General features: G+C 53.0%; 2 protein-coding genes. Both read right to left on the minus strand.

The genetic code is table 11. From position 1 onward, the window contains the following. Positions 1-17: 17 nt before the first annotated feature. Complete coding sequence (locus tag HF854_RS12955; protein ID WP_168936535.1) at positions 18-440, minus strand: DHH family phosphoesterase; 423 nt, start codon at positions 438-440, stop codon at positions 18-20. A gap of 214 nt (positions 441-654) precedes the next feature. Continuing rightward, positions 655-1,452, minus strand: a complete 798-nt coding sequence (locus tag HF854_RS12250) for a nucleoside hydrolase (protein ID WP_240937761.1) — start codon at positions 1,450-1,452, stop codon at positions 655-657. Positions 1,453-1,921 lie beyond the last annotated feature (469 nt).

Below are 1,921 nucleotides of genomic sequence, written 5' to 3' on the forward strand. Positions count from 1 at the left end.
ACGAAAATCTGTTTGTTTCATGGGACGAGATTACCACACCTTTTAAAATCAAAAAACATGCCGGACATCCTCTTATAGGCATACTCACCTTTGTCATTGGCGGGGTGGTGGTCAATACAGGCTACCTCGTCGCCGGGCAAGTCGGTCATGTTGGCATTAAATTTTTGACCATCCACAAGGATGACTTTGTCGGCAAAGGTCATCTCCTCTATATGAGAATATTCATCCATGTGGATATGATATTCTTCCATAATATGACGAATACCCATATTCTCAATAGTTCCCTTGTAGCACAGGTTGGCGTCAATGCCGAAATGACGCAGGATGCATTGCAGTCCACAGGCGCTGGCAACAGCGTCCTGATCCGGGAAATTGTGCGTCTGGATAAAGACCCGCGAGCCTTTGAGCACATTGATGAGACGGGAAGGATCAGGGATCATCGGATTTTCCTTTGAGCTTGGATAGCCCGCATGAATGGCGGGCTATTCGCCGTTGAAGAAAAGGAAGGAAAGCTCCCTCATCGGCACAAAGAACAATTGTGCGCTGCCCTGCTGATCCTACTTCTGGGGAACCGTCCAGTACTGCCTGTCATTGACCATATCCCAGAAGCGTTCCGAATCGACGCTCATGACAATTCTCGCCTTTTGGCAACCTTCAGGCGCGGTTTTGGGGTAGGCCGTCGTAATGCGCCTTGCGAAAGACCACTTTCTCGCAGACATCAAGACCAAAAACGATCTGCTCCCTGATGGGAGCCCGCACCATGATTTGGGCTGCTTCGGGGTCGATCCACCAGTTGAACTCGGCGGAGGGGGTCACATTGCCCTGCTGAAAGAAAGAACCGCCCATGTAGATCACACGTTTGATGAGCGGTATGATGTCCGGAGCCATGCGTATGGCTGCGGCCAGATTGCTGCACGGGCCAATGGCGGCGATGGTGACTTCGTTGGGATTGGCCCTGACCGTATCAATAATGAAATTGACCGCGTGCTGCGCGGCGGGCCTGAGCGCGGGTTCGTCCTTGTACAGCTTGCGGTAGGCCGCCTCCCATGAAGCGGGTTCGGGAAGATTGAGTGAACCGAGCCACGCGTCATGCCCCATGCCGAACTGCCGGCGCTCCAGGGCGAACAGCGTATGCCGATTCGGGCGAATGGGGTAGCGCATTCCCTCATGAACCAGGATATGCTTCAGGCCGGCCAGCTCCATCTGGCGGAGGGAATAGGCAACGCCTTCCTGCATCCAGCTGTTGCCGGTGACGCAGGTTACCCCCAGCAAATCAACCCTGGACGACTTTGCCAGCATAAGCAGAGCGACACCGTCATCAAACATTTCCACCATATCGGTATCAAGAATGACCTTTTCTTTCTGCCCGGCAGCGCCTGCGTCCGCCGAAAACAGAAAAATCATGCACGCCAGACACCCGGCCATCAGTCGTTTCATCCAGTGCGCAGCCATAGGCATCCCCCTTGAATCAGAAAAGTGCCGCGTTGCACCATGGCTTTTCCGGCCATGAAAAATTCATCCCCCGCCATGGAGCAACATGGCCCGACAGAAATGCCGCGACTCGTCCGAGCGCGCATGCTCGGCCATTCTTTCGCCTTTCCGTCACGGCATGGCTGACGGCATGTACTGACATTTGTAGCTGAAGCGACCTGTCACTGGCATCATCTTCGGGATGATTTTCAAACAATTCATCACCGGAATGATGCTGCGGAAGGCACGTCTGTGCTAGAAAAACACCCAGATACGGCGCTCCATCCCCGTGCCTCCAGAGAGGGGCATTCCCACCGGAAAAACAAACTTGCTATGGGAGGAACAACGGCATGAAAAGACATCGAGAGTATTGTATAAAGAATGTTATAATGACATACTCCAGTTAAGGAGTTCTTTATGCAATACTGTCCAAAATGTGCGTCAGAGCGGA

This window comes from Desulfovibrio piger, from assembly GCF_012843875.1.
In the GTDB taxonomy this organism is placed as follows: Bacteria; Desulfobacterota; Desulfovibrionia; order Desulfovibrionales; family Desulfovibrionaceae; genus Desulfovibrio.

Coding starts and splice junctions, on each gene's coding strand:
- HF854_RS12955 (WP_168936535.1), bottom strand. CDS start 440: ATGATCCCTGATCCTTCCCGTCTCATCAATGTGCTCAAAGGCTCGCGG.
- HF854_RS12250 (WP_240937761.1), bottom strand. CDS start 1,452: ATGGCTGCGCACTGGATGAAACGACTGATGGCCGGGTGTCTGGCGTGC.